Origin of the sequence: Microvirga sp. TS319 (assembly GCF_041276405.1) — a bacterium.
Classification (GTDB): Bacteria; Pseudomonadota; Alphaproteobacteria; order Rhizobiales; family Beijerinckiaceae; genus Microvirga.
Map to the genome: position 1 here is coordinate 2,588,246 of NZ_JBGGGT010000002.1, position 26,473 is coordinate 2,614,718.

The window sequence follows — 26,473 nt, forward strand, 5'->3', positions numbered from 1 at the left end:
AGGGGCTTGCTGCCCCAGCACCATTGAGCCCGAAAGGAGCCTCGCATGAGCGAGAGAATAAGTCGCCTTTGCGATGAGCTTCGCATCAAGCTCCACGGCCTGGACCGCCGGCTTGAATCCTTAAAGTCAAACGGCGCCGCAAGCTTCAATCACTCGCAGGATGCTCTTGAGAGCCAACTCGACCGTGTCGAGCAACGCATCTACGACCATCGCGCTGCCGTTGAGGCGGCCAATGCCAGGGCAAAGACGTGGGTGGCGGAAAAGAAGTCCGGATTGCATGCTCTTCACGTTTCACAGAATGGACGTGACAAGGCTTATCTGCTCGATGCTCAGGCTGATGAGGCAGAGACCTACGCAGAAGCTGCCTTCGAGCTGGCGGCGGCTGCGGCGGATGAAGCCATATTGGCGGTCTTGCAAGCCCTTCTCGCGCGCAACAAAGCTGATCAGGCCGCTTTCCCAGAGATGGATGAACCCCGCTGAAAATCACTCCTCCTCTCTGCAAGAGATCCGGCAATTTGGTGAGCATTCCTTATCATTTGTGTCGTGTCATCTGCGGCCTGTCACGGTCGACCTCCTTGGGAGGGTCGGCGAGGTGGGGAAGGCGGACGCATGAGACCTTCCCGGTGATCCTTGATCCCGTTCAAATTCCTGGAACGACAGTGACCGCCGCACCGGTATCTATTTAGTCCTCGTCGAGCTCATCTGGGCTGCAACCATGTCCTGCCATTGTTCGAAGCCTTTGACGGCGGTCGGCAACCAGGTCTTGATCATCGTCTCTGGGTCCATCGCTTTCAGGTTCATCGACAGGCGCTCCTGCATCTCTCTCATCAAGTGCTCCTGCATGGGCTGCACATCCGGCAACCCGAAGAAGGCACGTGCTTCTTCTGGTGTGCAATCAATGTTCACCGTGACCTTCATTTGAAGTCTCCTGTCGGAGGTCAGCCATTTGGCCGACGTGGATCTCCATGACAACGGCGATCAACAGGGCTGGTTCGGAGTGGCCGCCCATGATCCGGTTCATGCCCTTGTCCGCGCCCCTGAGGCCGCGAACCCCAAGCGACTGACAAGGCCGTTTCGTGGCACCAGCAGGCGTCACGCACGGTGAACGCCTCGTGTTCAAGCCAGGGAGTGCTTGTCCGTTCTCCTCAGGAGAAAGCAGCGCGCCACCGCGGAAACCGGATTCCCTATGGGAAGCAAGGTGGCTGTCACGGAACGTGATCTGATGATTTGGTGAAGTCCCTGACGCCGGCATTCCTGCTCCGGTTGCGGGCACACAGATCGAGGTCGAGAGTCACGACCTGTGTGCAAGGTGGCTTTGAATTCGTGATCTTACTTGCGACCGGAGGCGATCACGGATCGCGTCTTACCGGCACGATGGTTCTCGTCGGAGTGCATGACCTCGATCTCGTCCCGACGGACGGTGTCCCGCACGGTCTCGATCCGTTGGGTGCGCTCCCGGCGCACGACGACCTCTTCCCGCACCTTCACGCTCTTCCCAACCACAGGCCTTTCGGACGTCTCGATCATCTCGATCGTGAGCTCGGTCAGGCTCTCTCCGGTCACGGCATCGGTGACCGGTCTGCGCCTTTCCACGATGACTTTCTCATCATAAAGCGATACCTGCTGCTGAACCGGCGTTTCTACGACAATGCGGCGCACTGTAGTCGTGCCGCTGGTCACCATGTGCTTACCCACGACGAGGGTCTCTTCGGCCAGCGGGATGACCTCCTCCGCCTGCGTCGACAGTTGCCCAGCGGTGGGTCGCGCCACGGCACGGCCCAGCGGAGCCGTCCAGAGGTTGAACATCGAATCCCAGAGGACCGAGCCGGTGCTCATGGGCGCGGTCGCGACCCGCTGCGCGGCCTCTGCCGTCGTCCGGATCATCTGCGCGGCACTCTCAGCGGCGGCCTCGCCTGTCCGTGCGACGGCGTCTGCAGTCTGCCGGACAGCCGTGCGGGCCTCCTGCTCGCGCTCGGCCTCATCCTCCTGGTCAGCAAGACGCCTTGCTTCCTGCTCACGCTCGAGCCTTGCCTCGATCCGGCGCTGTTCAGCCTCCGCCAACCGGGCTTCCTCGATCTCGGTCTTCTCGGCCTCAATGCGATCGACGATAGCCTGGGCTTCCTCGTCGCTCAGTGCCTCCAGGGTGGCCGGCAGCAGCTCGTTCTTCCCGTCACGTACACTCTGCTGATGGATCTTGCGCAACTCGGCAACCTTGGTAGCGAACTCCTCGCTGTCTTTGGGGGTGGCATCAATCTCATCGAGCAGAATTCGGGTTTGCTTGTTGTCGGCGAGCGCTTCGGACACAAGGCCCTTGGTGGCCTTGTGTTTCCTGAGCACCGGGAACAGGTGCTCTTCTTCGAGCCTGGCGAGCAGCTCCAATTCCGCCTTGAGTTCCGCGAACAGCCTCTCGCGCGTCTTGACTGCGCCGTCCGAGGTATCCACGAGCTTGGTGAAAAGTTCGTTGGCCTTGGCCGGGCTGGTCTGAAGCAGTTGTCTGATGGTCGTCATGTCGTCCTCATGAAAGATTGGAGCCAGACGCAATACTGAGTGGGATCCGGATGCCTGATCTGGTTGTTGCTAACGGTGGTGGAAGAGCGAAGCAATCGCTCCTCGAGGCGAGCGGGGTTTGGAATTGGTTAGCCTTTGCAGAGCGGCGGCGCACATAGCAGGAAGACAATCTCGCAATAGCGAAAGAATTTGCTGCGTCGCAACATGACAACGGCTTTAGGACCCCACAGTTCCGGAGCAAGGGGCAGTTTCCTTTGTCATGCCCGACGGCGCTAAGCCGGGCAACGGAGCGAAACGGCCGTACAGGCGTGTCGCACTGGGCCGGGCCGATGTACCCGAGCTGGCGGCGACCCGGGAACTCAAAACGGTGCCAAACCTGAAGCCCAAGCTCGCCGGTCGGGACATCCTCACCCCAGGCCCCGCGTCCGCTGGTCTTGGGTCGTCGGCATGATCGCTCTCGTCATCGCGGCTCTGTACGTTGAGCGCGGTCTTCGTTCCAGTCGCGCTTGTCATTCCTCTGAGCTTCGTGCTGGCCCCGCTCATCCGGATGTTGCAGAAGGCCCACATGCCACGGGCGCTAAAGGGCTGTCATCACCCGACATGAGGTCATCCGCCCGGTGCGTCGGTTTGAGCAACTGGCGAACTTTGACCAGTTGCTGGGGATCCGATGAGGTGGACGCCCCCCAGCGGCCTTGATGTGCCAAAGTGGAGGTGTTGAAACGGCACTGTCAATTTAACGAGCTGAAAGCAAAGCGCCTCCCTGAGACGACAGATCAGGCGGCACTCGCGATGCCAGTCACCTCGGCCCAGACCTGAACGGCCTGAGCGCGGACACGGCGATGATCTTCTGCATTGGTGTGGGCGGGACGGCGGAACAGGTTTGCGACTTGGTCGTGAACCGTGAGAAAACGCTGCGCCTGACCGGCTGACTTGAAGCGCTTCATGATGCGCTCGCGCTGGCGGGTCGGTTGATGGCTGTTCTCCGCGCGATTGTTCAAGCCGCGATGCTGGCGATGTTCGACACCTGGCATGATCTCTCGCTTGGCCGCCCCGTAGCTGGCCAACTTGTCAGTGATCATCACTCGCGGAGCGATGCCCTGTTTCTTGAGCAGCTTTCGTAACAGCCGCTTGGCGGCCTTTGCGTTTCGGCGGCTCTGAACCAGGATATCGAGGACGGTCCCGTGCTGGTCGACGGCCCGCCACAACCAATGCTTCCGGCCACCGATGCTGATGACGACCTCATCGAGATGCCATTTGTCTCCGGGTGCGGGCAGACGGCGGCGGATCTGGTTGGCGAAGGCTTGTCCAAACTTCAGCGCCCACTGCCTTACGGTCTCATGGCTGACCAGGATTCCGCGGGCGGCCAGCATCTCCTCGACCATCCGGAGGCTAAGCGGAAACCGAAAATACAGCCAGACAGCCTGGCTGATCCCTTCAGCCGGAAAGCGGTGACGGGCATAGCGAGGATGACAGGTCTTCTTCATCCCTCACGTATGCCTCGATCCGGTCACCCGCCGGTTAACCTGACGGTGCCCTCCGGCCACGTCCGTCTGGGAAACGGCCATGATCGCCCTAGCTTCAACTGAGGGGGAGGAAACCCGTGGAGGAGACGATGACGAAAGCCCTCGCAGCAGCGTTCGTGCTGATGATGTGTGCTGGTAGCGCCATGGCCGCCGAGGCCTCGTGCACCGCTCAGGCGACCGAGAAGAAGCTTGCCGGTGCCGCCAAGACCAGCTTCATGACCAAGTGCGAGAACGACATGAAGGCATCCTGTGACACACAGGCGTCCGAAAAGAAGCTGAGCGGCGCAGCCAAGACCAGCTTCACCAGCAAGTGCGTCAAGGATTCGGTCGGAATGTGACGCACCGGACAGCCCCTGCGACCCTCCGATCGGGCTGTTCTCCGGGCATGGAATAACCGACGCATAAAGAGGGCCTGATCGATCAGGCCACAGCCTCTCTGCCTTTTCAGGGCTGCTCCTCCATGATGGCAGCCCGCAGGCGCGCATCGTAGGCAGAGGCCAGATTTTCCAAGGCGGCGACCGCATCGCCGACGAAGGAGGAGCCGTGCATGAGAGCCAGGGTGTGCGGGGCAAGGTCAGCCAGTTTCCGGACCGTCGGCGCAGTGCTCGGGCCGCGGCTGGTGTCATAGAGGATGTCCTCCGTTGCGAGCGCCGGACCCACGATGTCGCTTTCCGTGAGCGCGGGACCGTTTCCCAGATGCGTGAAGAGATCGCCGCAGAACAGTGTCCTGGTGGTCTCCTCGTAGATGACCGGCATCCCAGCCGTGCGGCACATGGGGTGTATCGACGTAGCGGATGCGCTTTCCGCCGATATCGATCACCTCGCCGTTCGCCAGCACCCGCGGCGGGCGATCGGCCATAGCGTTTAGCGACACGAGGCACCCGGTCGTTCCATGCGCGACCTCGGCATTCGGGGCCACGGCCAGCCACTCGTTCATGGCGCCGCACTCGTCGGCCTCGTAGTGGCCGAACGTGATCCAACGTAGATCCTGGACCGACATGAACCGGCCCACGGCCTCCGACACGATCGGGAACATCCGTCTAAATCCGGCGTGGAACAGCATCGGCTCCTCGCCAAGGATGAGGAACTGATTGAAGGTGAAGCCGGCCGGGGGCACGTAGGTCGAGAGGCGATAAATGCGGTCACCGATCTCGTCGATGCGGGTTTCCATCGGATTGCTCCCTGGTCTGGCCCCGTTCTCATGGGGATTAGACCCCGCTTTCCGTTCGGAAATGCGGTAGCCACGGCCAATCGCGGCCGGTGCCCGACCGCTCCAGTTTCGGATCGTGGCGCCGCAACAAGCGATGGTCCGGCCGACAGGTCGCCATGAACCATTCTATCAGGAGGAAGCCGACGATGTCCCGCCGCAAGCACCAACGACACCTGGAAGAGCAGTACAGGACCCAACTCACGCCATGGGTGGCCGGCTCGCTCGGCCTTGGCGTCCTGCTGATCCTTGCCATTTATCTCGCCACCGTGCCTCTGTGAATCCGATTCGCTCGAGCCAGGTTGGCACGGTTCCGAGGGCCATCACGAAGGCGTCGTCGGCGCCCGACGGTGAATGCTTTAGTCTCCTGTCATGCTGATGTTCGCCGCGATGGGAAGCCTCAGGTTTCAATGTCTGGATCAGGTCAAAATTTTACGTTCCGCCCGATTAACAAACGTCAGCACTTGAGTGTCGAAGCGGACCAAACGCGTACGTCTCAGGAGTGCCAGAGAACGAACCCGCTCGCGCGGGAGGGTGCGTGTTTCAAGGCGGACGCTTAGCCTCTGGCGTCAGTGAGCCTGTGATCGATCAGAGGTGACGGAGGCTGCTCCGCCTCCGAGCATGAAGGGTCAACCTTCAGCTTGAGAGGAGCGCCTCATGATCGTCCACCCGTCGCCTTCGTCCGGCACCGCCTTGCGCCAGCGCATGATCGAGGACATGACCGTGCGCGGCTTCACCGCGAAGACCCAGCATGGCTACATCCGCTATGTGAAGACCTTCGCCGCCTTCCTCGGCCGCTCGCCCGACACGGCCACCGCCGAGGACCTGCGCCGGTTCCAATTGCATCAGACGCAGGCCGGCCTCCAGCCTCCAGGCATCAACAGCGCCGTCGCGGCGCTGCGCTTCTTCTTCACCGTGACGCTGGACCGGCCCGATCTCGCCCGCCGTCTCGCGCTCGTCCGCCAGCCGCGCACGCTGCCGCTGGTGCTCAGCCTCGAGGAGGTGACGCGGCTGCTCGAAGCGGCGCCAGGGCCGAAGTACAGGGCCGCGCTGGGCACGGCCTATGGCGCCGGACTGCGCGTCTCCGAGATCGTGTCGCTCAAGGTGACCGACATCGATAGCACGCGCATGCTGATCCGGGTCGAGCAGGGCAAGGGCCGCAAGGACCGCCATGCCATGCTGTCGCCGCAACTGCTCGGGCTCCTGCGCGCCTGGTGGCGGGAGGGACGCCGCCGCGGCCTGATGCTGCCCCAGGGCTGGCTGTTTCCGGGCCGCAATCCGGTCACGCCATTGTCGACCCGTCAGGTGAACCGCGCCGTCCACGCCGCGGCCCAAGCCGCCGGGATCCAGAAGCGGGTGACGCCGCACACCCTGCGCCACAGCTTCGCCACGCATCTGCTGGAGCAGGACATCGACATTCGCGTCATCCAGGTCCTGCTCGGCCATGCCAAGCTCGAGACCACCGCGCTCTATGCCCGCGTCGCCACCACGACGATCCGCACTGTCATGAGCCCGCTCGACCGGATCTGGCTTGGGCCGCAGGACGCGGCAAGGCCGGACGGATGACGCGGCGGTGCGCCGCCCGTCGCTCGAGGTCGCCGATATTTTCCATCGCCATGGCGCCGCCTGGCGTGCGGCCCAGGCCGGCCATCTCAGTCTGGGCCAGATCAAAGTGATGGCGGCGAGCGAAGCCTGCCGCACCGCAGCCCTCGGCGGCCATGTCGAGGCCTGCGAGGCCTGCGAGGCCTGCGGCCATGTCCGCGTCGCCTACAATTCCTGTCGCAACCGACACTGCCCCAAGTGTCAGGGCGCCGCGGCCCGGGACGGGCTCGCCGCGCGCGAAGCCGATCTGCTGCCGGTTGGCTACTTCCACGTCGTGTTCACGCTGCCGGCCCGGTTGGCCGCCATCGCCTGGCACAACAAGGCCGTGATCTATGATCTGCTGTTCAAGGCCGCCTCCGAGACGATGCTGACCATCGCCGCCGATCCGAAGCATCTCGGCGCCCGCATCGGTCTTACCGCCGTGCTCCATACGTGGGGCTCGGCCATGACCCACCACCCGCATGTCCACATGATCGTGCCCGGCGGCGGCTTCTCGCTCGACGGCAAGCGATGGGTGGCGTGCCGGCCCGGCTTCCTCCTGCCCGTGCGCGTGCTCGCGCGGCTGTTCCTGTCAAAGCTCGCCGACGCCCATGCGGCCGGGCATCTCCGGTTCTTCGGCGATCATGAGGGCCTCAGCGACCGCCGCGCCTTTGCCAGCTTCCTGGCGCCCCTGCACCGGACGAACTGGGTCGTCTACGCCAAGCCTCCCTTCGCAGGACCTGAGGCTGTCTTGGCCTATCTGTCGCGCTACACCCACCGCGTCGCGATCGCCAACTCTCGGCTGATCTCGCTCGACGAGAGAGGTGTCGCCTTCCGTTGCAAGGACTATCGCCGCAACGGCGCTGAGCGCTACCAGGTCATGACGCTCGATGCGGGCGAGTTCATCCGGCGGTTTCTGCTCCACGTGCTGCCCAAGGGTTTCCACCGCATTCGCCATTACGGCCTTCTCGCCAGCGCCGGCCGCAAGGCCAACATCCTGCGGGCCCGCGCCTTGCTCGCCAGGCCGGAGCCTGAAGCCGACTGCACTGATACGGACAAGGCTGGCACCGCGCCCACGGACACGAGGCCGCGCTGCCCATGCTGCGGCGGCCGCATGATCGTCCTCGAAACATTCGCGCGCGGCCACCAAGCCCGCGCCCCGCCCTGGACACAAACGCCATGAGCTCGACCCACAAACCGGATTGCAATGCTACCGCAGGCACTCCCCATCGGCAGCCCGATCGCTGCGTGCGACTGCGCTCGTGGGCCTGGCTCCTACGGGCCGCAACGCTGAAAGCAACCGCTCGTCAACCACCGCATCGCAATCGGCGCGGGCTTCACGCGCCCTGGCCACCGGCCGAACCCCCACATCCATCTCGCCAAACGCGTTTATCCGACCACAGCGGATCAGGCGTAACCGTCAAATCCCCATAGGCCAAAACCTGCGATCGGCATCCCGCGGGTTCGTTCCCTGGAGGCTTTCGGGCGCCAGCCCCGGTGCATGTGCCTACGTCGTGATGGCCGGCATCCGAAACCCTTCACAGGAGGAGCCATTCGGTTGACTGGGGCGAAGGGCTCAATCCGGACCCTTCTCAGACCTTCAATCGAACACGCTCTACGGCAAGTCTTGGCCCCAAGCCGACGTTCACGATGTCCGCTTTGGCGCGGGCCAACTCGGGTGATCTTAGGGCTCTCGGCCCGGTTCGCTGCGCTTCCACTTCTCGCCGCACGCAATCACCTCATCGTAGGTGAGTAGAACGGGGGTTGCGCAGCGAAGCATGTAGGGATTCGAATCCCTTTCGATTCGAGTATCCAGCCGATTGCGGGCTATGGCGCAATATTCTGCGAGATAGCTACCCAACCATCACCGATAGCCGCATTTCTCGACAAGAGCACTCCAGCAGCACCCCCCTAGCTGGCAGACGCCGGGCTGATCCCAGCGTCGATCCAGGCACGCGTCTGTTCCAGGACCTCATCCGAAAGCGCTGGGTCGTCGATCGCCCGGGCGAGGATCACTGCCCCCACCATCGCCGCCCAGCTTCCGATTGCCGCGCGGCGCCTGTCTGCCGGGCTGACCCCCGGGAGCGCCTCGCTGATGCGGTCGATCTGCGACCGAAGACCCTCTGTCATGGCCACGCGTGCCGCCGCAGTCTGGTGGCGGATGTCCGCGGCCAGACCGGCCGTGGGGCAACCATCAGCGGCGTTGTCGCGATGCCGGGGTGAAAGGTAGGCGTCAAGATAGGGGCGAAGATCGCCTCCTCCGCCGGCGTCTGCGGCGAGGACATGGGCAAGGGTCTGGGCCACCAGGTCGTCCTTCGAGCTGAAATGGCCATAGAAGCCGCCATGGGTGAGGCCCGCGGCTTTCATCACTTCGGCCACGCTGACCGCGTCGAATCCCTTCGCACGGAACAGCCGGCTGGCCGCATCCAGGATCCGGCGACGATTCTCCACCATCTGCTCGCGACTGACCTTCATTTCAAAATTCTCCACGCGCCCCGTTGACAGTTACATGATGGTCATCATATTTAGACAATCATGATGATCATCATGAATATAGGTTTCATCAGAGAAGAGAGCAATGCCATGACCGCCATTCCGTCAGTCCTCATCACCGGCGCCTCCACCGGCATCGGAGCCGCCTATGCTGAGCGCTTCGCGCGCCGGGGGCACGACCTCGTGCTGGTTGCCCGTGACAAGGCGCGAATGGAGGCTCTCGCGGCCCGTCTGCGCGAGGAAAGCGGCGTGGCTATCGACATTATCCAGGCCGATCTTACCAGGGCCGACGAGCTTGCGAGGGTAGAGACGCGGCTGCGCGACGACCGTCGTATCGGAATTCTTGTCAACAACGCCGGGGCGAGCGTGGGCGGAAGCTTCATCGAGCAGACGACCGATGACGTCGCGCGGATCGTCGCCCTCAACACGACGGCGCTTCTCCGGCTCGCCAGCGCTGTCGCTCCACGTTTTGCGCAGGCTGGTGAGGGCGCGATCATCAACATCGGCTCCGTGGTCGGTCTGGCCCCGGAGTTCGGCATGACGGTCTACGGTGCGACCAAAGCGTTCGTGTTGTTCCTCTCGCAGGGGCTTAGTCTCGAACTGACGCCTAGGGGCGTCTACGTTCAAGCGGTGCTTCCCGCGGCGACACGCACGGAGATCTGGGAGCGCTCCGGCACCGACGTCAATACGCTTCCCGCGGTGATGGAGGTGGACGAGCTGGTGGATGCAGCACTCGTCGGCTTCGACCGTCGTGAAAGCGTGACCATCCCGCCGCTTCCCGACGCCGGGCAGTGGGACGCGCTTCAGGCCGCGCGCCAAGTCATGATCCCAGGATTTGCCCAGGTCCATGCAGCAGAGCGCTATCGCACAGCGGCCTAGATCGCCACCGAAGCAAAGCAACCTGACGACCAGAGCCGCCGCAACGCCAACGAAAGGTGTACTATGACCAACAATACGCTGTTCGAGCCCTATACCCTCGGCTCGCTGACGCTCCGCAATCGGATCGTCATGGCGCCCCTCACGCGCAATCGCGCTGGCCCGGGCTTCGTCCCGGGCGATCTCGCCGCGGAGTATTACAGCCAGCGCGCCTCGGCCGGGCTGCTGATTTCCGAAGCCACGCAGATCTCGCAGCAGGGACAGGGCTATCAGGACACGCCCGGCATCTACTCTCAGGCGCAGATCGACGGCTGGCGCAAGGTCACCGACGCCGTGCACGCCAAGGATGGCCGGATCTTCCTGCAGCTCTGGCATGTTGGCCGCGTCTCGCACGTCGACCTGCAGGAGGGCGGCGCCGCGCCCGTCGCGCCCTCGGCGATCCGGGCCGCGACCAAGACGTTCGTGAACGACGCCTTCGTTGACGTGTCGGAGCCCCGCGCGCTGGAGCTCGACGAGCTTCCGGGGATCGTGAACGATTTCCGACAAGCGGCCGCGAACGCCCTTGCCGCCGGTTTCGATGGCGTCGAGATTCACGGGGCCAACGGCTATCTGCTCGACCAGTTCGCCAAGGACGGCGCCAATGTCCGCACGGACGCCTACGGCGGTTCTGTCGAGAACCGCGCCCGCCTGATGCTGGAGGTCACGGCTGCAGTCGTTGACGAGATCGGAGCCGAGCGCACCGGCATCCGGATTTCGCCCGTCGCGCCCGCCAACGGCGTCTCGAGCAGCGCCCCCCAGGCGCAGTTCGACTATATCGTCGATCAACTCGACGCCTTGGGCATCGTCTACATTCATGTCGTGGAGGGCGCCACGGGCGGACCGCGCGATATCGCGCCGTTCGACTTCGGATCGCTCCGCCGGCGCTTCAACAACACCTATATCGCCAACAACGGCTATGACCTTGAGCTCGCGGCGTCGCGGCTCGCCGAGGGCAAGGCGGACCTGTTCGCCTTCGGGCGCCCGTTCATCGCCAATCCCGACCTTGTGGAACGGCTGAAGACGCGCGCGCCGCTGGCGGAGTTCAACCCGGCGACTCTCTATGGCGGTGGCTCCGCCGGCTACACCGACTATCCCGCGATCGCCGCCTCAAGCCGCCCATAAGCCATCAGAGGGCCGCGCCTGCGCGGCAACCATGCCACGTCGACTGCGAAACCCGATCCCCTCGGAGATCATCGCGATGCGTATTCTGAAACATTCGGCCGTTGTCGCGCTCACCATGGTCGCGGCACTCACGTCCTCGGCAGCGCGGGCGGACAACGCCTCGCCAGTTGGCTTGTGGAGGAACGTCGACGACGTCAGCGGCAAGCCGAGGGCGCTGGTCCGCATCACGGAAGCGAACGGCACTCTGCAGGGCAAGATCGAAAAAGTCTTCCTTGCCCCGAACGAAAGTCCGACCTGTACAAAGTGCGAAGGCGCCTTAAAGAATGCGCCCGTCATCGGTCTGGTGATCCTGTCCGGCCTGAAGGAGGACGGCGCCGAATATACCGGCGGCCAAATCCTCGATCCCGACAGCGGCAAGGTCTACAGCAGCAAAATCCATCTGACGGACGGCGGCAAGAAGCTCAACGTGCGCGGCTACATTGGTGTCTCAATGCTCGGTCGCTCGCAGATGTGGGTGCGTCAGGAATAAGGCGGCAGCAGGATCGACAGGAAATCTGCCGATCCAGAGACAATCATATGGGAAAGAAGACGTCATGAGAGCCGTCATCGTCGATCGATACAAGAAGAAGGGCGCTCTGCGGCTTGGCGAGATGCCGGAGCCGGCATTGCGGGATGACGATGTCCTGGTCGAGATCCACGCGGCCGGGCTCAACCTTCTGGATTCCAAGATCCGCGACGGCGAGTTCAAACTCATCCTGCCGTACCGTCCGCCCTTCATCCTGGGGCACGACGTTGCCGGAACGGTCGTCCGCGTCGGATCCAACGTCCGGCGCCTCAAGCCGGGCGACGAGATCTATGCCCGGCCGCGCGATGGCCGGGTCGGGACATTCGCGGAGTTCATTGCCATGAACGAAGCCGACGTGGCGCTGAAACCCAAAAACCTCACCATGGAGGAAGCGGCCTCTATCCCCCTAGTGGGGCTCACGGCCTGGCAGGTGCTGGTTGAGCGAGCCGGCCTGCGACAAGGGCAGAAGGTCCTCATCCACGCGGGCTCCGGCGGCGTCGGGACATTCGCCATACAGCTGGCTAAGCATCTCGGCGCGACGGTCGCGACGACCACGAGCACGGCGAATGTCGAACTGGTCAAGAGCCTCGGGGCCGATGTCGTCATCGACTACAAGACGCAGAACTTCGAGAAGGTCCTGTCCGGCTATGACGTCGTCCTTAACAGCCTGGACGGCGGCACGCTTCAAAAATCCCTGAATGTGCTGAAGCCCGGCGGCAAGCTGATCTCGATCTCCGGTCCGGCGGACCCCGATTTCGCCAGGGAACAAGGACTGAACTGGGTCCTTCAGCAGGTCATGCGCCTTCTGAGCTTCGGCATCCGGAGGAAGGCCAAAAGCCGGCAGATTAACTATTCGTTCCTGTTCATGCGCGCGAACGGCGAGCAGTTGAGCCAGATCACATCGCTGATCGAAGCCGGGATCATTCGCCCCATCATGGATCGGATCGTCCCGTTCGAAGCGACCAACGAAGCCTTGGCTTACATCGAAACGGGACGGTCAAAAGGCAAGGTCGTCGTCCAGCTGAGGTGAAGGCGGTGTCGTCGTTGCCTGGAAGTAAGGCGGGCGGCGCCGAAGGCGCACGTCTGTCGCCAATATCTGAGGAAACGATCGTGAACATGTCCCATCCGTTACAAACCAGCTCGATCAAAAAGTGGAAAGATGCGCCGACCAGGAGCGTCGATGTTGTAGGGACGAAGTTCGTCTACCGGCAGCTCGGGCCGGCGGCCGGTGTCCCGGTGATCATGCTGAACCATTGGGGCGCAGTCCTGGATAACTTCGATCCGCGCATTGTCGACGGCCTCGCTGCGACCAGGCCAGTGATTGCCTTCAACTATCGGGGCGTCGGTGCATCGGGCGGCAAGGCGCCGCTCACGGTGGCAGAGATGGCCGAGGACGGGATTGCCTTTATCCGTGCGCTAGGCTTCGAGGAGGTCGATCTGCTCGGCTTTTCTCTTGGCGGTTTCGTGGCGCAGGACATCGTGCTGAAAGAGCCCGATCTTGTTCGCAAGGTCATCCTGACCGGCACTGGCCCGGCAGGGGGCGAAGGCATCGAAAAGGTAGGGGCTGTGTCTTGGCCGCTCATCCTCAAGGGCATGCTGACGTTCCGGGACCCGAAATTCTATCTCTTCTTCACCTCGACGACGAATGGCCGCCGCGCCGCGAAAGCCTTTCTGGAGTGCCTGCACGAGCGCAAGGTGGATCGCGACAAGCCGGTCACGATTAGCGCATTCCTGAGGCAACTCAAGGCGATCAAGGCCTGGGGCACGCAGGCGCAACAGGATCTAGGCGCGATCCGAAAGCCTGTCCTGGTCACGAATGGCGACCAGGACAAGATGGTGCCGAGCAGCAACTCGATCGACCTGGCGCGCCGCCTGCCGAATGCCGAACTCGTCCTCTATGAGGATGCCGGACACGGAGGCATCTTCCAGTATCATGAGGCCTTCGTGAGGAAGGCTTTGGAGTTTCTCGCGCGCTGATGCCCGCAGGCTAGCATCCTATTCTGCTTTGGTCCCTAAAAGGGGCGAGCAGAAGTGGATTATCCACGGCGGGTGGTCACCGCGAACGAACGTCCGCTCTCGGGTAGGCAGATCATGTCCGGTGTTGGCGCAGTCGAGCCGTGCAAGCGGCTTTGGCGGATGTCTGCTTTCCACCCGACTGAGGTGTCGCCGAGGCCGAAGGTGAATGTCTCCCTTGGGTCATCCAAGGAAATTGCTGCCGCCTCGGGAATGTCTGTTGCCCCCTTCGTCAGCAGACGTTCGGCCTACTTCGCAAATGTGCCAGTTCGAGACCTTGAGGCGCCATCGCCGCGGTCCTGTGATCAGAGCTGCTGGCAGCGGCGTCCCGAGTTCCGAGGGAGCATAGACATCGTCTGAGCGGCTCCGCAGGAATACGCGATGTCCAATGGCACGCCGATCTGCCCGTTATCCCGAATTGCCAGCCAAGTGGCCGAAACGGTCAAGCAACGGCCCGAAGTCCGCGCTCATACTCATGGCGATCGGGAGGGGCCATGAGGCTGGTGAGGGAACTCCTACTGCATTCTCTTGCCGTGGGAGGCCTGCTGTTTGCCGCCCATGCCGCGCTTCGTCCCAGCGAGCAGGCTGCCCCACCGGCCCCGGCCGTCCAGATCACTGCCGCCGATGCCGACTGGCTGAAGGAGATGTGGGAACGCCAATGGCGCCGCCTGCCCACGGACGAGGAACTCACGCGCCTTGTCACAGATCATCTCACGGAAGAGGTGCTCGCCCGCGAGGCGAAGGCACTGGAGCTCGATGCCGGAGACACCATCATCCGCCGCCGACTGGCGCAGAAAATGGCCTTTCTCCTCGATGACACGATCCGCGTTGCCGAGGGCATGTCACATTAACCCGAGGATGGTGAGAGGCCACGTAGACGGGCCGGCATGACCCAGCCTGTCAGCTACAAACGCCATCGCTTCCCACCCGAGATCATCGCCCATGCGGTCTGGTTATACTTCCGGTTCCCGCTGAGCCTGCGACTGGTCGAAGAGATGCTCCTGGAGCGCGGCATCGTCGTCTCCTATGAGACTGTGCGTCGCTGGGCTCTGAAGTTTGGGCCGGACTATGCTCGGCGCCTCAAACGCAAGCGGCCGAGCCGGCGTGACATCTGGCATCTCGACGAGGTCGTGATCACCATTGCTGGCCAGAAGCACTGGCTCTGGCGTGCCGTCGATCAGGATGGCTACGTGCTGGATGAGATCGTCCAGACGCGGCGCGACACCAAGGCTGCTAAGCGCTTGTTGAAGCGTCTATTGAAGAAGCAGGGCCGTCCGCCGCGGCGGATGATCACCGACAAACTCGGCTCCTACGCCGCCGCCCGCCGTCAGATCATACCGAGAACCGAGCACCGCTCGCACAAAGGCCTGAATAGTCGTGCGGAGAATTCGCATCTGCCGTTGCGCCGGCGAGAACACGCGATGCAAGGCTTCCGATCACCGGGAGGGCTACAGAGGTTCACCTTTGTGTTTTCCGCCATCCGCAATCTCTTCGTTCCGCCCTGTTCCCGCCGCTCTGCCCTTGCCACCCACCTGCACCGCCTCAATGCCATGGCGGAATGGAAAGCCGCGGCGGGCCTCATCGCTTGAGCCAGTTAAGCAGTCGAGTTGCGCTCGATGCGTTCGGTGTCAGTTAACGTGACATCCCCGCCGCTCGAGCCAGAAGGCCGGCCTGATGAAAGATCGCGCGGATCGCCTCGCGCAGGTCGCCCAATCCCAGCCCAAACCCAAACGCCTGGGCCGTCGGCGCTCCGATCAGACGGCCTGCGCACCGCCGTCCCAGGCTCCGTCTCACCCGGCCTAACTGGCATCTCTACTTTGCGCCTCAAGCGACATTTCAACTTGGTTGCAACATCGTGGCTCGCGCACGCGATCCAGTCCATGATCGACACCCGCTCCCCTGAGAAAATAAAAACGGGAGCACCGCTATGGAAGTGCCTTTACAGAACCTGGCCGGGTGGCGGCTAGCAGTACGTTTTCCTAATTAGGAATGCGGCTTTTTCCGGTCGGTTATACCGCTTCAACTCTCGCTCAATGACTTCCCGGATGAGATCGAGGCGCGCCTCGCCAGGAGCCACAATGCCGAAATGGCATCTAAGAGCCTACTGGTCAGGTCTCTCGCGAGACCGCTTGGGAAACATGAGCCTGACCCGGAGAATTCGCCCGGCCGCCAAACGGTCGAGGGTGTCCTTGATGATACCGACAGTTTCCGGGTCAGTCCTCAGACGGTACTCGATGACCGGAGCCAGAAGCCTCATCTGCTGGAGGCTCGCGATGTTGGCATCCTCCAGAGCCTTCCGGGCGCTCTCGGGCAACCGCAACCCCTCGAATGGATCTGCGGGCTTTAGGGAGACGGATCGAGGCATCGTGCAAACCTTCAGGCTGTGTTGATCAGGAATGCGACGCGTAACCACCCGTTGTAGACACTTAAGCTAGGCACTTTATTCGCGACCGGGTGAGATTTCCAGTTTCGCGAAACGCGGAGCCGCTCTACGCCACACTGAAAGAAGAACCCCGCCGACCTGTGCCAGCGGGGCGGGTTGTCCAAGCAATGTGCCGCATCTCCTAGGACGGCGACTGTCGGTGGGAAAATGGGCAGCAGGATGGCGGCCCAAGATCTCATGTCATGCTCCTCGGTAACGAGTGGCGAGAGCACGCGCAGCTACAATTGAACGATCTGTGGGACGCTGCCCACTCGCGGACGTCTTGAGCCGTGAGCCCAAGCGCTTCGCCCGATCGAGCTGCGTCTGCACGGACGACACCGACCACTTGTACCCGCCGCGTGGGGTGCCGAAGACGGCGAGGTCGAGTCAGTCCGAACCCAATTCCGCGCACCGCTGATTGAATGAGTCGAGAACACTCTGTGCCTTAGCCAGAAACATCCCCAGCGCGTCAGGAACATTGACATTCCCGGCCGGGGGCGGAACATCGAAGCTCAATCCGAATACGAACTCGTATCTGTCTCCGAACTTAACGTGCGTGCCTTTGTATCGCGCCAGTACGAGCTCATTCTTCAAGGGATCCCAATCACCCCCTATAGACACCCACTCGATCCCGGGGCTTCCACGGACGCCCGGGAAGCTTATGGAAGCGGGTTTGCATTGAACGAGCACGCCCATAGCGTGCTTTCTGTTCGCGATTTTCGCGAGATCCCGGATCAGGTCGTCGCCCCCAGGATAGTCCTCCCCTCTTGGGTATGGCTCGTGTGCTTGAATGATGTCCCAGAATTCTGGAGGGATCGTCGGTTGTTCCGGGTTGTTTCCCTCCAGTCTCCGCTTCAGGTCTTTGCCGGGGTTGTCGGCCCATGGATAGTGCGCTTCCTGACCCGGCCGCCCAATGGCGGCGCAGGCTGCGAACAGGGTCTGGTCGAACGCGTTCCCGATATTGTTGAGGGCTTCTGTTGCGCGTTGGGGAATAACTTCTGGAAGCGGTCTGACTTGGACTAGCTTGTGGACATGGACACCGTCCGCCTCAGTTTCATCGACGAGTTGAAAGCTACCGCTGCTGAAATATTCCACTGCCCCGGCACATACTTCATCAATAGCTTCTTTTGCCCAGTTGATCGTCGTCTCAGGGCGCTGAAATGCCTCTAGCCCGACCATGTGACCTCCGCATTCCTGCTTTGGCGGCGCGATCGTCTCAACGGCCCACTTGGGAATCTTGTCGTCCGATGGATGCGAGGCTCCCGAGCGGTCGCGTCGAACTGCTCAACTCTCTGATGGTCAATCTTGAATTTCAATGGGCAATGAGGCCCAAACGTTTCGCCCGGTCGAGCTGCGTCTGAACCGAAGATACCGACCCCTTGTGCCCGCCGCGCGGGGTGCGCTCGCGCATCCGCTCCAGCTGCCGGGCAATGTCCCGCAGCGACAGGTCCGGATCGGCCGGGGCGATGCCGGCAACCAACATCATGAGGTGGTCATGGGAGCCTTTGCGCGGGGCGGGCTTGAGCACGGCCGGATCCGCCAGCGTTGCGCCACGAGCGTGCCGACAGCCCGCTGCGGCCGGGCGCACGGTCGGCATCCACTGGTCGGCCGTCTCGATCGGGCCATCAAGAAAGCGCATCTCCTGCGCCTGGGCGAGCTTGCGCAGCGCCTCCGGGTCACGCGCTCGCATGCCGGGGTTCCCCGGCTTCTGGCCGCGCGCCGTCGCGGCCGCCATCCCGACCTTTGCGCTCCGAGATTAGTGCGCGCTCGGGCTGCGCTACCGCGCCGAGTACCTAGAGCGACAACAGGTCCTGCGGCGTCGAGGTGTCGATCGGGTCGCGCAAGCTGCGGAAGAGCGCGCACCGGGCCGCCAGCGTCGCGATCACCTCGGGCAGATGGCTCACCGAGCGCGCCAAGCGGTCGAGGCGCACCACGACCAAGCATTGTCCGGCTCGCGCCCGAGCCTTGCTCCTCATGGATGACGACGCAGCCGGCCGCGTAGCTCGGCAAGCTGGGGTCGTGGGTCTGGTCGTCGGTCGAGACGCGGGCCTCGCCGATTAGGCGATGTTTCGAAAAGGCAGTCGGCATTGCTCTGGCCGAGGTCGTTTCAGTGCGTTTGTAATCCCTCGCCATGGTTTCACCCACCCAGGCACCATAGCCCGGTCTGCACTGTCCGGTGGCTGGGCTCCCGTGCCCGAGCGGGCGTCCAAGCGCCCATCGGCCCCTCCCCCAGAGTGGTTAGCCGACGCAGACAGGGACGTCGGTTCCAGGGGAGATTTTGGGCTACAGGTGTTTACCCGGCTCAGTCTTCGGAGTTGAATCCTCAAGGGGGCCTTTGCCACAGGAGGACCCTATGCGTTCCTGGCACAAGACACTTCTTGCAGCGACTGCGTTGTGTGCTTTGACGGGTTCGGCCGCGCTCGCGAACAAGGGCGGCATCCCGAACTGGGGTAATTCCGGCAAGGGCGCACCCGGCCCGATTGCCGGCGCTGGGCTGCCTTTCCTGCTGATCGCGGGCGGGTATGCTCTGATCCGCCGGTACCGCAACCGCGGCAACGCAGAATAACCTGAGCCAGAGGCCCGCCGATGGTCGGTTATCGTACCCTGCCGTCCGCGGAGCCGGGCGTCTTGCCTGGGTCAAGCCAGGGCGACGGCTCATTGGTCTCGCGCAATGAGCTGTTCGCTGGCCTTGTCTTGCTAGGCTTTGCAAACGGGATCAGCGGACGCGTAATCTCCTCGGTGGTCGAGGATGGGATCGCGCCGGCCCTGTTGAGCACGTTCAACATCAGCGTGATTGTCTGGAGCGCCTGCGCCATCGGCATCTCGTTCCTGCTGCGTGGACCAGTGCAGCCGGTCAGGACCTTCGATCGGGTCATTACTATTTGTGTCCTGGTGGCGGTTCTGATGCCGGTCGCCCCATTGAGCTGGCTCGCGCTCACAGGTCTGGCGGTCTACATCATGCGGAGCTCGCCACGCTCGAGTTTTCTCCAGCGAGGGGCTTGTATCCTCCTTGCCATGACCGTCCCGATGTTCTGGGGACGGCTCCTGTTTGCAGTCCTGAGTGATCTTATTCTGCGGGGCGATGCGACGCTCGTCGGATGGCTCGTGGGAACGCCCCGGCTCGGCAACGCGATCCAGTTCGCCGATGGCTCGGGCTATCTCTGGATCGCCCCGCCTTGTTCCTCCCTCGCCAATATCTCGCTGGCCATCCTGTGCTGGGTGACAATCGCCAAGGCTTTGAACCACCCAGGCTCCGTGCGCGATGTGGGATGGGTTGTCCTTGCATGTGCGGCGGTTGTTGCCATCAACGTCACCCGCATCAGCCTGATCGGGCTTCATCCTGAACAGTATGAACTGATCCATGGTCCAGCCGGCTTGGCGGTGGCAAGCTGGATGATCCTCGGGGTCACGCTCGGGATTTGTTTGCTCGGGGTCCGACGTGACCTTCCGGCCCGCGCTTAGCACAGTTCTCGGTCTCGTTCTGGTCGTGAGTTTGTCTCTCAAGCTCCCAGGTTACATGGTTGTCGTTACTGGCGTTGCTGCCGCTGTGGACGAGGCCGGCGTGATCACGCGTGACATCGCAACGGTTCTCAAGCGCCATGATTTCGAAGCAGAGGTCAGCCAAGAGCAAGTCAGGCAGGAGGCCTCTCGAAGTGAGCTGGCTTGGGTGTACGGCGCTGCCGGAGCGTGCCAAGTTCGGATTGCCGAGGTCTCGCCGGAGGGCTGGCACCGATCCCTGGTTTCACAACTGGCTGCGGGCAACCAGCTCTTCTACACGTTCGGCGGCGAGACGTATTCTGAGCAGCCAATCATGCGGACGCGAACTTACGCCTACTGGCGTAAGTTGAGGCGCTACTTTGGCCTGAGCACACCACACCGGCCTGTCCTGGCGCTGATCGCTGCAGCAGGATGTCAGAACGTGCCCTTGCGCGAGCTCGCGGGATTGGCAGGACCAGCCTCCTGATCCGGTCGGCCGCAGAGAGGCGTATAGGAATTTTCACAGACCGATGGGCCTTGCCGTATTCACTGACTGAGTGCGAACGTCCGTCCGTTGGAGGACGGCTGCCGAGAGCAGGGAAGCCTTCCGCGAACTTCCGCCTGCGACGTAGAGCGTGGCGGCATGGTTTGGGTGCGCCCTTGCTCCTGATGCGACTTGGAGCTCCGCTTAGTCCTGCGCCGGGTGATCGGCCCGATCCTCGTCCTCATCGCCGGCGTCCCAACCGAGCTCGCGGTCGAGCGTGTCAGCCGGGGGCATGGCGGGCGTTGCGGCCGGCAGCAGGCCGGCCTCCTCCAGCCGGTCCCAATCGGGCAGATCGCGCAGCGACGCCAGGCCGAACACCGCCAGAAACCTGTCCGCGGTGACATAGGTGAGCGGCGCGCCGGGCTGCGGCGACCGCGGTCCGGCCCCGATCAGCGCGAGACGCTTGAGCCGGGCGATCACGTCACGGCTGACCTCCTTGCCGAACAGCCGGGAGAGCTCCGTGCGGGTGACCGGCTGCAGATAGGCAATCGCCGTCACCACCAGGCGCTCGGCCGGGCTCAGCGCGGGCTCGGCCGGATCCGCAGATGGCCGAACGAACCGAATGGCCTCGGCAAAGCGCCGTCGCGTGCGGTGATGCCAGCCGCCGGCGACGACCACCAGTTCGTAGGGCCGCGCGCGCAATTCGCTCTGGATATCGGCCAGGAGGTCGTCGAGGCGGCAGTCCGGTCCGACCACGGAGGCCAGAACGGCGCGCGGCACCGGCTCGGGCGAGGCAAAGATCACGGCCTCGACCCGGCCCATCCACTCCCGCCACCGGGCGTCCGGCGGCAGGTTGTCGAGCGCGGGATCGAAGGCCGTCACGGAGGGCTGGCGGAACCGCGCCATCTCAGAGCCCATACAGCCGGAACGTCGGCCGCCCGGTGAGTTCGCGCACGGCGCCCAGCGCCACCAGGCGGTCGCAGAAGCGCCGGGCGGCGCGATCGGAGCCGGTCCCGACGAGGCGCGGCGGCGCCACCGCGTCGTCCGCGAGAAACAGGGCCAGGCCGCGGTCGCGGCCGCGGAAGCGGGCGGCGGGCAGCGCCGCGCGCAGCCGCTCACCGCGTCGGAGAAGATCCTGGGCGCGGCCATGGGCGTCGGCCGCCGCGCGCGCATAGGCGGCGTGGCAGGCCGTGAGCCAGCCTGCTGTCCCGGGCTGGGGCCGCCGCCGCTCCGATCCCTGGCGCAGCGACGCATGGAGAACGGCCGTCGCGAGGAGGGGAACGGGGGCCGACCACCCGAGGCGGTGCGCCAGGGTGGCGTCCGCCATCATCCAAGCCAGGATTTCGATCTCGGGGGTCGGCACGGGCACCGATCGCAGGGTCAGGTCGGCGGCCGCCGCGGCCGCCGCGACGGGATGATCCGCGGCCTCCCGGGCCGGGCCGCTCGCTGGAGCGACAAGGCCGGTGGGGATCCCGAGCAGCGGCGCCAGACGCGCCGGCACGGTCAGCGGATCCCGGAGCGGCTCGGCGGCGAGCCGCCGCCAGGCCCGGTGCAGCCGTCCGGCAGGCCCGGGATCGTCGCCCGCCCGGGTGAGATGCTCGGCATCGCGCAGCCCGGCCAGGTCGGTGCGCAGCCGCAGCCACGCGGCGCACGCGGTGGCGGCAGTGAGGGCCTGGCGCATGCGCCAGACGCCGAGTTCTGGCGGATCCTGGCGCATGAGGTGATCCAGCAGGGCGAGTGTGGCCCCGGCCGCAAACGCGGCCTCGGTCGCAGCGGGACCCGGCACGGCCGGGGTCCGCAGCCAGCCCGGTAAGCCTTGCAGGGCAAGGGTTTCCGAGGCGGGGGCTGTTGCCGAAGGTGATCCTGCCGATCGTTTGGGAACAGGCATTGGAGCGGAGCGATTCATGCGGCGAGTATAAACCTCAACGGCGCATTGTCATCACAAGTGGGCCTCAAAGCGCCGCAGGTGTCGGCGGCCTTTCATGTCCGATAAGCTTGCCTTATCGGACGTGGAACCTCGCCGCGGCCAGTCTACGGCCACGGCAACCCTTGACACGTCGAAACACCTGCCTATATGGCTAGACAGTCTAGCCAGAAGGAGGTGCTATGGACTGGCAGCTGCAGGATGCCAAGAATCAATTCTCGCGGGTGGTCCAGAAAGCCCAACGCGAGGGCCCGCAGGTCGTCACGTTGCGCGGCGAGCGCGCCGCCGTGGTGCTCTCGGCCGCTGATTACGACGCGCTCCGCGCCAGCCGGCCGAGCCTGGTCGACGATCTGCTTACCGGGCCGGCCTGGGACGATGCCTTCGCCGAGGCCGTCGCCACTCGCGCGACGACGCCGAGCCGCGACGTCGCGCTCTGATGTACCTCGTCGACACCAATGTCGTCTCCGAGGCGCGCCGGGGCTCGCCGCAGGCGACCGCCTGGCTGCGCGCGGTCGACCCCAATAGCGTTCATCTCAGCACGCTCACGCTCGGCGAGATCATGCGCGGCATCGCGCTCAAGCAGCGGTCCGACCCGAAGGCAGCGGGCCATCTCGCCGAGTGGCTGCGCAAGCTGCGCCACAACCACGCCGATCGCATTCTGCCGGTCACCGACCAGATCGCCGTCGAATGGGGTCGCATCGCGGCCCTCCGGCCGCGCGGTGACATCGATGGCTTGATTGCTGCGACAGCGATTGTCCACGATCTGATCCTCGTCACCCGCAACGAGAAAGATTTTGACGATACTGGCGTATCGGTGATCAATCCCTGGGATCTGACTTGACCTCTCCGGGCCCGCAGCATACGCGCCCCCGAAGCGGCGGAGCCCCGCCCGCGGACGGCGGCGCTTCGGTTTCGGCGAGGACGTCTTCGGTCCGGTGCCTGCGAGCGCGCTGACGATGAAACGCGATCACCTCATGCCGGACCTCCCCTCCCCTCCCGCTCATGAGCCGTCTGAGCGCCGCGCGGACGCCGCGTCCGCGCTCGCCGCCCCCGAACCCGTTTCAGAATCGGGACCGGGCCAGGGACGGCCACACGCCGCTCTACCCGCCCCGCTGGCACGGCTGGCCGACGCCGCCCGCACCTATGCCAGCCGCAAGGACAGCGCCCACACGGCGCGGGCCTATGCGTCGGACTGGCGCCAGTTCGCGCAGTGGTGCCGCCGGCGCGGCGTCGACCCCGAGTTCCCGGACCCGCAGGTGGTCGGTCTGTATCTCGCGGCGCTGGCCGCCGGCGACGGCCCCCGTCAGCGTCCCCTGTCGGTGGCCACCATCGAGCGGCGTCTGGCGGCGCTCACCGCGTGGTACCGCTCGGCCGGGCGGCCGCTTGATCGGCAGGACCGGCACATCGTCGATGTCTGGGCCGGCATCCGACGCACCCACGCCAAGCCGCCGCGGCAGAAGGAGGCGCTGCTGGCGGACGACATCCTGGCCATGCTCGCCACCCTCCCCCACGACCTGCGCGGCCTGCGCGACCGCGCGATCCTGCTGCTCGGGTTCGCCGGGGGGCTGCGGCGCTCGGAAATCGTCGGCTTGGACGTCGGCCCCGATCAGACGACCGATGGCCAGGGCTGGATCGAGATCCTGGCCGGCGGCGCTCTGCTGCGGGTCCGCGGCAAGACCGGCTGGCGGACGGTGGAGGTGGGCCGGGGCTCGTCGGACCGCAGTTGCCCTGTAAGGGCGCTCGAAACTTGGCTGAGCATGGCCCGGATCGCCCATGGGCCGGTGTTTCGGCGGGTGCTACGGCCGAACAGTGGCGTGACCGCCGAGCGCCTCTCGGACAAGCACGTGGTTCGCTTGGTGCACCGGGCCGCACTGGCGGCGGGCGTCCGTGGTGACCTGCCCGAAGGACAGCGGGCGCACGCATTTGGCGGCCACTCGCTGCGGGCAGGGCTCGCCTCTGCCGCCGAGGCCGACGAAGCGGCGGTCCAGCGTCAGCTCGGGCATGCCTCCGCCGAAATGACGCGGCGCTACCAGCGCCGGCGGGATCACTTCCGGATCAATCTGACGAAAGCCGCGGGGCTGTGATGGAAAAATCCGCGTAATCGCCGATACTTAGAGAATGGCAGTTGAAGACGCTAAGGTGAATGCGAGCAGCCTGTTCTGCTTAACGGCTTCAAATTGAAACTTTTAAGTAAAAGCGACAACGAGGGTGCCCCCAAACTGGCCTACTGTCCCACCAAGCCCAAGCCATCGGTCAGTGATAAGTGATTGATATACGTTCCTATTTTATGCTCTAAGGTATCGAATTGACGCTTTTGTCCTCTCATCGCACATTGCCGAAGAATGACACTCTCACTCCCGATAACTACCAATTATCGGTGGTGTTGCTCTCGTCCGAAATGCAGGCGATAAATTCAGCTTCAGCCAGCTTGCTATGAACGGCATCGTCGCTTCAGCGGTCGTGACGCGTGGTGCCGATCCCCCATGACACCGTCGGGGCAGACCGCCCCCTGCCCTATGTCCCGCAGAGGAGCAAACATGAGTACCGCCGGTCTCGCGCATGCGGAGGATCAGCAGCTTCGGCGCGAAAACGCACTCGACGCCCTCGCGGGCATCGTTCCGGCAAGCCAGCGAGAAGCCCTTGCTGCTCTCCTCACAAACGAAGACGTTGCCACCCTAAAACACCTGGCCGAACAAGGTATGGGAGCGAACACCTTACGGGCTCTAGCCTCCGACCTCGGCTACCTTGAGGGATGGGCGTTGGCAGCGACTGGACGTCCTCTCCCCTGGCCTGGACCAGAAGGCCTCGCCCTCAAGTTCATTGCGCACCACCTCTGGGATCCCGCCAAACGCGAACTGGAGCCGAGCCACGGCATGCCCACCCTTGTCAGAAGGCAGCTCAAAGCGGCCGGTCTGCTGCGCACGGATCAGCCTCACGCTCCCGCCACCGTGAGGCGGCGCTTAGCCAGCTGGACAATTCTCCACCGGTGGCGAGGAATAAATGCTATCTTTACGACACCAGCCTTCAAAACGGCCCTTCGTCTGGCAGTGCGAGCCAGCACGCGCCCGAAGCAACGCAAGAGTCAAAATGCGGTTACACGCGACGTGTTGGACAAACTCCTCGCCACCTGTGCACGCAACAGTCTCGCAGACATCCGAGATCGCGCACTGCTGCTGACCGCGTTTGCGTCTGGCGGCCGTCGGCGCTCGGAACTGGCGTCGCTCAGTATCGGGCAAATCGAGCCATGCTCTCCAGTGCCAGCGGATCCGCAGGATCCACGCTCCGCTAAGCTACCGTGCCTAGCGATTCAACTCGGCCGCACCAAGCGGGCCAATGCCGATGCTACAAATCCAGTTCTCCTGATTGGCCGTCCAGCGGAGGCACTAACTGCTTGGCTCGAACGTGCCGGGATCACCGCTGGTGCGGTGTTTCGTGCGATCGATCGCTGGGGCCATGTTCGTCACAGCCCGATCACGGGCGATGGCATCAATGACGTTGTTAAACGGCGTTGTCGCCAAGCAGGGCTTGATCCGTCACTGTTCAGCGCCCACGGATTGCGCTCGGGATATTTGACGCAGGCTGCACAGGATGGTGTCTCGCTTGTTGAAGCGATGCAGCAATCACAACATCGGTCAATGCAGCAAGCGGCGAACTACTACAATGAAAGCGCGCACCAGCGTGGGAAGGCAGCTCGCCTGTATTCGTCTTAGTTTCAGCGTTAAGCCAAAGTTCCCGGACAACGTGTTGGCGCACGCGGATGGTCATAGAATGCTTTGCCTTCGAATATCTATCGAGGTCTCGTTCGAAAGGCAGAGCCTCCTGTTGACCACGGCCCAACAATCACTGTCTCTTTTCCGAGATATGGGCATCGATCGCCCGGCCGCGCGGCATCGCGCCCGAAATAAACTTCGACGTTTCCCCTCAGTAATTCGGCGCTCTATATTCGAATTACAACTACAAACGACGAATTCGACGTAGTCTCTATATGTACATTGTTATTCCAAAGCCACAATGTACTTGACTCCTACCAAAGCCAAGCTATCCTTTAACGAAACCGCTCCTAAAGATGCCGGCCGCAATTCAAGCCGAGGCGACAGCCAATGCGAGGAAACCTAAAAGACATCAGTCGGATTTGCTTGCGACGAGCGCAGGCCTACAAGCCCCTAAATGCGAAATCAGAAGAGGCGCTTCTGGCGCCGCAACCGGTGCCACACCACTTCATATCACTTCTCTCGTCGG

General features: G+C 63.6%; 29 protein-coding genes and 1 pseudogene. 19 read left to right on the top strand and 11 right to left on the bottom strand.

All coding sequences use genetic code 11. The features are described 5' to 3' along the window. Positions 1 to 45: 45 nt before the first annotated feature. Positions 46 to 480: a hypothetical protein gene (locus tag AB8841_RS21550; RefSeq protein ID WP_370437837.1), complete on the top strand. Its 435-nt coding sequence runs from the start codon at positions 46 to 48 to the stop codon at positions 478 to 480. A gap of 198 nt (positions 481 to 678) precedes the next feature. Here AB8841_RS21550 and AB8841_RS21555 read toward each other — a convergent pair whose 3' ends face one another. The 3 genes from AB8841_RS21555 to AB8841_RS21565 form a co-directional block, all read right to left on the bottom strand. Further along, positions 679 to 918: a DUF6489 family protein gene (locus AB8841_RS21555; RefSeq protein ID WP_370437838.1), complete on the bottom strand. Its 240-nt coding sequence runs from the start codon at positions 916 to 918 to the stop codon at positions 679 to 681. 411 nt (positions 919 to 1,329) lie between these two features. Then, a complete protein-coding gene (locus AB8841_RS21560) occupies positions 1,330 to 2,508 on the bottom strand; it encodes a DUF2382 domain-containing protein (protein WP_370437839.1) in 1,179 nt (392 codons plus the stop codon). Between the two features lie 773 nt (positions 2,509 to 3,281). Further along, positions 3,282 to 3,992, bottom strand: coding sequence for an IS6 family transposase (locus tag AB8841_RS21565; protein WP_370437840.1), 711 nt, complete (start codon positions 3,990 to 3,992; stop codon positions 3,282 to 3,284). A 116-nt stretch (positions 3,993 to 4,108) separates the two neighbouring features. Between AB8841_RS21565 and AB8841_RS21570 the strand changes: the two genes are divergently transcribed. After that, positions 4,109 to 4,369: a PsiF family protein gene (locus AB8841_RS21570; RefSeq protein ID WP_370437841.1), complete on the top strand. Its 261-nt coding sequence runs from the start codon at positions 4,109 to 4,111 to the stop codon at positions 4,367 to 4,369. Positions 4,370 to 4,475: 106 nt separating this feature from the next. Here the strand turns inward: AB8841_RS21570 and AB8841_RS21575 are convergent, their stop codons facing one another. After that, complete coding sequence (locus tag AB8841_RS21575; RefSeq protein ID WP_370437842.1) at positions 4,476 to 4,691, bottom strand: hypothetical protein; 216 nt, start codon at positions 4,689 to 4,691, stop codon at positions 4,476 to 4,478. Beyond that, positions 4,654 to 5,202 carry a hypothetical protein gene (locus tag AB8841_RS21580; RefSeq protein ID WP_370437843.1) on the bottom strand — a complete coding sequence of 183 codons (549 nt, stop codon included), beginning with the start codon at positions 5,200 to 5,202 and terminating at the stop codon, positions 4,654 to 4,656. Before AB8841_RS21580 ends, AB8841_RS21575 begins: the two co-directional genes overlap by 38 nt. A 185-nt stretch (positions 5,203 to 5,387) precedes the next feature. Between AB8841_RS21580 and AB8841_RS21585 the strand changes: the two genes are divergently transcribed. The 3 genes from AB8841_RS21585 to AB8841_RS21595 all read left to right on the top strand — a co-directional run bounded on the left by AB8841_RS21585 (position 5,388) and on the right by AB8841_RS21595 (position 8,002). Continuing rightward, positions 5,388 to 5,519: a hypothetical protein gene (locus AB8841_RS21585; protein ID WP_370437844.1), complete on the top strand. Its 132-nt coding sequence runs from the start codon at positions 5,388 to 5,390 to the stop codon at positions 5,517 to 5,519. A gap of 376 nt (positions 5,520 to 5,895) precedes the next feature. Further along, a complete protein-coding gene (locus AB8841_RS21590) occupies positions 5,896 to 6,804 on the top strand; it encodes a tyrosine-type recombinase/integrase (RefSeq protein ID WP_370437845.1) in 909 nt (302 codons plus the stop codon). Positions 6,805 to 6,811: 7 nt separating this feature from the next. Then, positions 6,812 to 8,002 (top strand): IS91 family transposase, encoded by a 1,191-nt coding sequence (locus AB8841_RS21595; RefSeq protein WP_370439337.1) that lies wholly within the window; start codon positions 6,812 to 6,814, stop codon positions 8,000 to 8,002. A gap of 728 nt (positions 8,003 to 8,730) precedes the next feature. On the opposite strand, the gene AB8841_RS21600 is transcribed toward AB8841_RS21595, so the two are convergent. Further along, positions 8,731 to 9,294, bottom strand: a complete 564-nt coding sequence (locus AB8841_RS21600; protein ID WP_370437846.1) for a TetR/AcrR family transcriptional regulator — start codon at positions 9,292 to 9,294, stop codon at positions 8,731 to 8,733. A 108-nt stretch (positions 9,295 to 9,402) separates the two neighbouring features. On the opposite strand from AB8841_RS21600, the gene AB8841_RS21605 reads away from it, so the two are divergent. From AB8841_RS21605 to AB8841_RS21635, 7 genes are all read left to right on the top strand, one after another. Beyond that, on the top strand, positions 9,403 to 10,191 hold the full coding sequence (locus tag AB8841_RS21605) for an SDR family NAD(P)-dependent oxidoreductase (RefSeq protein WP_370439338.1): 789 nt from the start codon (positions 9,403 to 9,405) through the stop codon (positions 10,189 to 10,191). A 63-nt stretch (positions 10,192 to 10,254) separates the two neighbouring features. After that, a complete protein-coding gene (locus AB8841_RS21610; protein ID WP_370437847.1) occupies positions 10,255 to 11,349 on the top strand; it encodes an alkene reductase in 1,095 nt (364 codons plus the stop codon). 76 nt (positions 11,350 to 11,425) lie between these two features. Continuing rightward, positions 11,426 to 11,878 (top strand): DUF2147 domain-containing protein, encoded by a 453-nt coding sequence (locus AB8841_RS21615; protein WP_370437848.1) that lies wholly within the window; start codon positions 11,426 to 11,428, stop codon positions 11,876 to 11,878. Positions 11,879 to 11,942: 64 nt separating this feature from the next. Next, positions 11,943 to 12,944, top strand: a complete 1,002-nt coding sequence (locus AB8841_RS21620; RefSeq protein ID WP_370437849.1) for an NADP-dependent oxidoreductase — start codon at positions 11,943 to 11,945, stop codon at positions 12,942 to 12,944. 86 nt (positions 12,945 to 13,030) lie between these two features. Then, positions 13,031 to 13,891: an alpha/beta fold hydrolase gene (locus AB8841_RS21625; RefSeq protein WP_370437850.1), complete on the top strand. Its 861-nt coding sequence runs from the start codon at positions 13,031 to 13,033 to the stop codon at positions 13,889 to 13,891. Between the two features lie 530 nt (positions 13,892 to 14,421). Next, positions 14,422 to 14,778, top strand: coding sequence for a hypothetical protein (locus AB8841_RS21630; RefSeq protein ID WP_370437851.1), 357 nt, complete (start codon positions 14,422 to 14,424; stop codon positions 14,776 to 14,778). Positions 14,779 to 14,814: 36 nt separating this feature from the next. Then, the gene (locus AB8841_RS21635; protein WP_370437852.1) at positions 14,815 to 15,516 is read left to right on the top strand and encodes an IS6 family transposase; all 702 of its coding nucleotides are present in this window, start codon (positions 14,815 to 14,817) and stop codon (positions 15,514 to 15,516) included. Positions 15,517 to 16,028: 512 nt separating this feature from the next. Here the strand turns inward: AB8841_RS21635 and AB8841_RS21640 are convergent. The 3 genes and pseudogenes from AB8841_RS21640 to AB8841_RS21650 form a co-directional block, all read right to left on the bottom strand. Next, on the bottom strand, positions 16,029 to 16,292 hold the full coding sequence (locus AB8841_RS21640) for a hypothetical protein (protein ID WP_370437853.1): 264 nt from the start codon (positions 16,290 to 16,292) through the stop codon (positions 16,029 to 16,031). A gap of 444 nt (positions 16,293 to 16,736) precedes the next feature. After that, positions 16,737 to 17,528: a hypothetical protein gene (locus tag AB8841_RS21645; protein ID WP_370437854.1), complete on the bottom strand. Its 792-nt coding sequence runs from the start codon at positions 17,526 to 17,528 to the stop codon at positions 16,737 to 16,739. A gap of 133 nt (positions 17,529 to 17,661) precedes the next feature. Next, positions 17,662 to 18,437 (bottom strand): annotated as a pseudogene (locus AB8841_RS21650) (recombinase family protein). A 265-nt stretch (positions 18,438 to 18,702) separates the two neighbouring features. Between AB8841_RS21650 and AB8841_RS21655 the strand changes: the two are divergent. The 3 genes from AB8841_RS21655 to AB8841_RS21665 all read left to right on the top strand — a co-directional run bounded on the left by AB8841_RS21655 (position 18,703) and on the right by AB8841_RS21665 (position 20,313). After that, on the top strand, positions 18,703 to 18,915 hold the full coding sequence (locus tag AB8841_RS21655; RefSeq protein ID WP_370437855.1) for a hypothetical protein: 213 nt from the start codon (positions 18,703 to 18,705) through the stop codon (positions 18,913 to 18,915). Between the two features lie 62 nt (positions 18,916 to 18,977). Next, entirely contained in the window at positions 18,978 to 19,811 is an 834-nt protein-coding gene (locus tag AB8841_RS21660; RefSeq protein ID WP_370437856.1) for a hypothetical protein, read from the top strand. Positions 19,812 to 19,911: 100 nt separating this feature from the next. Beyond that, a complete protein-coding gene (locus AB8841_RS21665) occupies positions 19,912 to 20,313 on the top strand; it encodes a hypothetical protein (protein WP_370437857.1) in 402 nt (133 codons plus the stop codon). Positions 20,314 to 20,514: 201 nt separating this feature from the next. Here the strand turns inward: AB8841_RS21665 and AB8841_RS21670 are convergent, their stop codons facing one another. Both AB8841_RS21670 and AB8841_RS21675 read right to left on the bottom strand, forming a co-directional pair. Next, a complete protein-coding gene (locus AB8841_RS21670; RefSeq protein ID WP_370437858.1) occupies positions 20,515 to 21,216 on the bottom strand; it encodes an SMC-Scp complex subunit ScpB in 702 nt (233 codons plus the stop codon). A 1-nt stretch (position 21,217) separates the two neighbouring features. Next, complete coding sequence (locus AB8841_RS21675) at positions 21,218 to 22,216, bottom strand: DUF1403 family protein (RefSeq protein ID WP_370437859.1); 999 nt, start codon at positions 22,214 to 22,216, stop codon at positions 21,218 to 21,220. Positions 22,217 to 22,416: 200 nt separating this feature from the next. Between AB8841_RS21675 and AB8841_RS21680 the strand changes: the two genes are divergently transcribed. From AB8841_RS21680 to AB8841_RS21695, 4 genes are all read left to right on the top strand, one after another. Next, complete coding sequence (locus tag AB8841_RS21680; RefSeq protein ID WP_370437860.1) at positions 22,417 to 22,671, top strand: type II toxin-antitoxin system Phd/YefM family antitoxin; 255 nt, start codon at positions 22,417 to 22,419, stop codon at positions 22,669 to 22,671. Beyond that, positions 22,671 to 23,075, top strand: coding sequence for a type II toxin-antitoxin system VapC family toxin (locus tag AB8841_RS21685; protein ID WP_370437861.1), 405 nt, complete (start codon positions 22,671 to 22,673; stop codon positions 23,073 to 23,075). The genes AB8841_RS21680 and AB8841_RS21685 overlap by 1 nt, the downstream gene beginning before the upstream one ends. A 115-nt stretch (positions 23,076 to 23,190) precedes the next feature. Beyond that, a complete protein-coding gene (locus tag AB8841_RS21690) occupies positions 23,191 to 24,318 on the top strand; it encodes a tyrosine-type recombinase/integrase (RefSeq protein ID WP_370437862.1) in 1,128 nt (375 codons plus the stop codon). A 453-nt stretch (positions 24,319 to 24,771) separates the two neighbouring features. Further along, positions 24,772 to 25,944 carry a tyrosine-type recombinase/integrase gene (locus AB8841_RS21695; RefSeq protein WP_370437863.1) on the top strand — a complete coding sequence of 391 codons (1,173 nt, stop codon included), beginning with the start codon at positions 24,772 to 24,774 and terminating at the stop codon, positions 25,942 to 25,944. Positions 25,945 to 26,473: the final 529 nt, after the last annotated feature.

Coding starts and splice junctions, on each gene's coding strand:
- AB8841_RS21550 (WP_370437837.1), top strand. CDS start 46: ATGAGCGAGAGAATAAGTCGCCTTTGCGATGAGCTTCGCATCAAGCTC.
- AB8841_RS21555 (WP_370437838.1), bottom strand. CDS start 918: ATGAAGGTCACGGTGAACATTGATTGCACACCAGAAGAAGCACGTGCC.
- AB8841_RS21560 (WP_370437839.1), bottom strand. CDS start 2,508: ATGACGACCATCAGACAACTGCTTCAGACCAGCCCGGCCAAGGCCAAC.
- AB8841_RS21565 (WP_370437840.1), bottom strand. CDS start 3,992: ATGAAGAAGACCTGTCATCCTCGCTATGCCCGTCACCGCTTTCCGGCT.
- AB8841_RS21580 (WP_370437843.1), bottom strand. CDS start 5,202: ATGGAAACCCGCATCGACGAGATCGGTGACCGCATTTATCGCCTCTCG.
- AB8841_RS21585 (WP_370437844.1), top strand. CDS start 5,388: ATGTCCCGCCGCAAGCACCAACGACACCTGGAAGAGCAGTACAGGACC.
- AB8841_RS21590 (WP_370437845.1), top strand. CDS start 5,896: ATGATCGTCCACCCGTCGCCTTCGTCCGGCACCGCCTTGCGCCAGCGC.
- AB8841_RS21600 (WP_370437846.1), bottom strand. CDS start 9,294: ATGAAGGTCAGTCGCGAGCAGATGGTGGAGAATCGTCGCCGGATCCTG.
- AB8841_RS21605 (WP_370439338.1), top strand. CDS start 9,403: ATGACCGCCATTCCGTCAGTCCTCATCACCGGCGCCTCCACCGGCATC.
- AB8841_RS21610 (WP_370437847.1), top strand. CDS start 10,255: ATGACCAACAATACGCTGTTCGAGCCCTATACCCTCGGCTCGCTGACG.
- AB8841_RS21615 (WP_370437848.1), top strand. CDS start 11,426: ATGCGTATTCTGAAACATTCGGCCGTTGTCGCGCTCACCATGGTCGCG.
- AB8841_RS21620 (WP_370437849.1), top strand. CDS start 11,943: ATGAGAGCCGTCATCGTCGATCGATACAAGAAGAAGGGCGCTCTGCGG.
- AB8841_RS21625 (WP_370437850.1), top strand. CDS start 13,031: ATGTCCCATCCGTTACAAACCAGCTCGATCAAAAAGTGGAAAGATGCG.
- AB8841_RS21630 (WP_370437851.1), top strand. CDS start 14,422: ATGAGGCTGGTGAGGGAACTCCTACTGCATTCTCTTGCCGTGGGAGGC.
- AB8841_RS21635 (WP_370437852.1), top strand. CDS start 14,815: ATGACCCAGCCTGTCAGCTACAAACGCCATCGCTTCCCACCCGAGATC.
- AB8841_RS21640 (WP_370437853.1), bottom strand. CDS start 16,292: ATGCCTCGATCCGTCTCCCTAAAGCCCGCAGATCCATTCGAGGGGTTG.
- AB8841_RS21645 (WP_370437854.1), bottom strand. CDS start 17,528: ATGGTCGGGCTAGAGGCATTTCAGCGCCCTGAGACGACGATCAACTGG.
- AB8841_RS21655 (WP_370437855.1), top strand. CDS start 18,703: ATGCGTTCCTGGCACAAGACACTTCTTGCAGCGACTGCGTTGTGTGCT.
- AB8841_RS21670 (WP_370437858.1), bottom strand. CDS start 21,216: ATGGCGCGGTTCCGCCAGCCCTCCGTGACGGCCTTCGATCCCGCGCTC.
- AB8841_RS21675 (WP_370437859.1), bottom strand. CDS start 22,216: ATGAATCGCTCCGCTCCAATGCCTGTTCCCAAACGATCGGCAGGATCA.
- AB8841_RS21680 (WP_370437860.1), top strand. CDS start 22,417: ATGGACTGGCAGCTGCAGGATGCCAAGAATCAATTCTCGCGGGTGGTC.
- AB8841_RS21685 (WP_370437861.1), top strand. CDS start 22,671: ATGTACCTCGTCGACACCAATGTCGTCTCCGAGGCGCGCCGGGGCTCG.
- AB8841_RS21690 (WP_370437862.1), top strand. CDS start 23,191: ATGAAACGCGATCACCTCATGCCGGACCTCCCCTCCCCTCCCGCTCAT.
- AB8841_RS21695 (WP_370437863.1), top strand. CDS start 24,772: ATGAGTACCGCCGGTCTCGCGCATGCGGAGGATCAGCAGCTTCGGCGC.